Below are 3,454 nucleotides of genomic sequence, written 5' to 3' on the forward strand. Positions count from 1 at the left end.
AGGATCGGCCCGAAGATCTCCTCCTGCATGACCGGCTCGTCCGGCCGCACGTCCCGCAGCACGGTCGGGGCGATGTACTTCTCGGCCCGGTCGTGGTCCCCGCCGACCACCGTGCGGCCGGAGCCGGTCAGGCCCAGGAGACGCTGGAAGTGCCGGTCGTTGACGATGCGCCCGTAGTTGTCGGCCGCCTTCGGGTCGGCGCCGTAGAGCTGCTCGATCGCCTTGGCGAGAGCCTCCGTCAGCGCGTCCGCGGTCTCCGGGTCGGTGAGCACGTAGTCAGGGGCGATGCAGACCTGTCCGGCGTTGGTGAACTTGGTGGCCGCGAGCCGGGCGGCGACGGTCTCGATGTCGGCGTCGCGGTCGATGAAGACCGGTGACTTCCCGCCGAGTTCGAGAGTGACGGGCGTGAGGTGCTCGGCGGCGGCACGCATGACGATGCGGCCCACGATGCCGTTTCCGGTGTAGAAGATGTGGTCGAAGGGCTGGGCGAGGAGGGAGGTCGTCTGCTCCACACCGCCTTCGACCACGGCCACGGCATCGGTGTCGAGGTAGGCCGGTACGAGCCGACCCAGGAGTTCGGAGGTCCGCTCGGCCAGCTCCGAGGGCTTGAGGACCACCGCGTTGCCCGCTGCCAGCGCGCCGGCCACGGGGACCAGCAGCAGGTAGATCGGGAAGTTCCAGGCGGAGATGACCAGAGTGACGCCGAGCGGGTCGAACCGGGTGTGAGCCGTGCTGCCGCCCGGGAGGTAGGGCACGGCGACCTCGGCGGGCTCCGGGGCGAGCCACTCCTCCAGGTGCTCCAGGTAGTCGTCAATCTCCACGACCGTGGTGCCGATCTCGTCGCTGTCCACCGCGGCACGGTCCTTGCGCAGATCCGCCCACAGCGCGTCGGCTATGGCTTCACGGTTCTCGGTCAGCAGCGCCCGCAGCCGGGTGAGCTGCTCCACCCGCCACGCCAGAGGCTTGGTACGCCCGTCGGCGAAGGTCCGCCTCAGCCGCTCCAGCAGTGCGGCAGCGTCGTCGGAGGAGAAGGCGGGGTACGTGGTCATGAGAGTTTTCCGTTTCTGTGAGACGGGGCCGGATCTGAACAGGCCGGCGCCTAGGAGGGGGAAGGGGCAGCGGATGAGCGAACGCCCGCTTCAGTCTTCTCTAGTCGAGATGGTAAATATGACCGGTCATCTTGTACTGTCGTCGGGCGACCACAAGACGAAAAACCTGACAGTGGCGGTACGGGTCGCGCACCTCCCGCCCATGCCGGACTAGCCCGGGGGTGCCGCCCGCCCACCCGTCCGGGTCATGCGAGACTCACTCCTGGGCGGGCCCAGAGGCCATGCCGCGCCCCAGCAATCAGGACTCGACCTTCTTGCGGGCCCGATAGGCGGCCACGTTCGCCTTGTTGCCGCACATCTCATAGGAGTGCCACCGCTGGGTGCGGCTGCGCGTGGTGTCGTAGAACGCATGATGGCAGGCCTTGTTGTCACAGATGCGGACACGGGACCACTCGCCGGCCACCATGAGGTCGGCCACCGCGCGGGTGATGCCGCCGACGACCGGATCGCCCCCCACCTGCCGCAGCCCCACCACTCCCGGCCCCGCGAAGTCCTGGCGCAGGGTGATCGACGATGCGTACTCATTGAGTTCGACCAAGCGGGCGCCCACTTCCGTCCCGCTCTGCGGCCACACCATACCCAGCAGGACCGCGCGCAGTCCGCGGATCACATCGAGGCGCCCGGGCGTCGGCGCCGCCGCTTCCGGCGGACCGAAGGCCCCCAGGATCACACCGGCCGTCTCGGCGTTGTCGAGCTGGTCGGGAAACATGTCTCCCGCCCCGTGCCGCCGCGAGTTGAGCAGATTCACAATCATCGCGGCCTCTGGGGGAACCCGAGACGCAAGAAGTGTTCGTTCGTCTGTGGCCATGCCCCACACCGTAGCACATGGTCTAACTCTCGAAGACCTTTACACACATCGTCCGTGCGTGCTAGAACTGAAAGCGCCAAGACGAGAACGACCATTACTTCGGTCGTCTGCGAGGCATGAGGCGACGCGCCTGAGCGGCACCGAGCGAGGCATCGGGAGCACCTTCGATGCATGCGACCTCACGGTGCGCAACCCGGCACCGCCCCTGAGAACCTGAGAGGGAAAAGGAAATGAGCGAGATCAAGACCCAGTTCCGCACGATCGACGGGCTGTCGATCCGGTACGCCACGAGCGAGACGCCCCACGAGCGCGAGGCATTGCTGCTGAGCCCGTGGCCGGAGAGCCTCTACAGCTACGACGCCAGCTGGTCGCGGCTGGCCCAGCACGCCCACCTGACCGCCGTGGACCTGCCCGGGTTCGGGCACTCCGAGCTGCGGGAGGACCTGATGTCCCCCGCCGCGATGGGCGAATTCATCGTGAAGATCGCCGACGCCTTCGGCCTGGAGAAGCCCCACGTCGTAGGCCCGGACGTCGGCACCGCGGCCTCCCTGTTCGCCGCCGCCCGGCACCCGGACAGGTTCCAGAGCGTGGTCGTGGGCACCGGCGGAACCTCGGTCCCGCTGGCCCTGGGCAGCCCCCTGAGGGAGTGGGTGCTCGATGAGGACCTCACCCCCTACCGGGCCTACCCCCCCAAGGCCGCCGTGACCGCGGCACTGCAGACCATCCAGAGCTACGAGCTGCCGGAGGCCGTCCGCGAGGACTACCTGGCCTCGTACGTCGGCCAGCGCTTCGTCGACCAGATGGCCTACGTCCGCGCCTACCCCACCGAGCTGCCGGTCCTCGCCGAACTGCTGCCGGACATCCAGACGCCGGTCCAGATCGCCACCGCCCGCCACGACGCGGTGGTCCCGCCGGAGAACGCGGAGTTCCTCCACAAGCACCTGCCCAACAGCAAGCTCGACATCATCGACGCCAGTCACTTCGTCTGGGAGGAAGCCCCGGCCGAGTACGCCGAGGTCGTCACCAGCTGGTGGAAGGCCAACTGACCTCCTCCCAGGGTCCCGCGAGCGATGCCCCTGTGCCCGCGTTCCGACCGGTAACCATTTCGGCATCAGTCCGCAAAGGGGTCCTGTACGGTGAACACCCACGGAAGACGACCGGTCATATTGACCACTCCGTGCCGACCTTTTGCCGCAGCCGCACATACGGCGGAGTCCTCAGCGTGTGCTGAGGACTCCGCCCTCCGGCAGTAACCCGTCAACACCAATCCGGCCGAACCCGGCCGCACAGCAAGGAGATCCACCGTGAAGGTGAAGACCGCCCTCCGCCGCCCCGGCAGTTCCGTTCTCACTCTCGGCGCGGCGGCGGTGGGGGCGACGGCGGTGGCGCTGGCTCTCACAGTTCCGGCCTCGGCCACGTCGCAGAGCCCGGCCCCGAAGCAGAAGCCCACCGTCGTCCTCGTGCACGGCGCATTCGTGGACGCCTCCAGCTGGAGCGGCGTTATCGGCCGGCTCCAGAGCGACGGCTACCAGGTGGT

At 68.2% G+C, this 3,454-nt stretch carries 3 protein-coding genes and 1 pseudogene; 2 read left to right on the plus strand and 2 right to left on the minus strand.

Translation table 11 applies throughout. The annotated features are described in order from the left end of the window. Nucleotides 1-1,049: aldehyde dehydrogenase family protein (locus AB0N06_RS38375; protein ID WP_366139304.1), on the minus strand; the 1,049-nt coding region annotated here is incomplete at its 3' end. A gap of 298 nt (nucleotides 1,050-1,347) precedes the next feature. Further along, complete coding sequence (locus tag AB0N06_RS38380; protein WP_366139305.1) at nucleotides 1,348-1,818, minus strand: CGNR zinc finger domain-containing protein; 471 nt, start codon at nucleotides 1,816-1,818, stop codon at nucleotides 1,348-1,350. A 329-nt stretch (nucleotides 1,819-2,147) separates the two neighbouring features. Here AB0N06_RS38380 and AB0N06_RS38385 point away from each other — a divergent pair, with 329 nt between their 5' ends. Next, nucleotides 2,148-2,963, plus strand: coding sequence for an alpha/beta hydrolase (locus AB0N06_RS38385; RefSeq protein ID WP_366139306.1), 816 nt, complete (start codon nucleotides 2,148-2,150; stop codon nucleotides 2,961-2,963). 258 nt (nucleotides 2,964-3,221) lie between these two features. Further along, a pseudogene (locus AB0N06_RS38390) lies at nucleotides 3,222-3,454 on the plus strand (alpha/beta hydrolase); the annotation flags it as partial.

This window comes from Streptomyces sp. NPDC051020 (genome assembly GCF_040683105.1).
GTDB lineage: Bacteria > Actinomycetota > Actinomycetes > Streptomycetales > Streptomycetaceae > Streptomyces.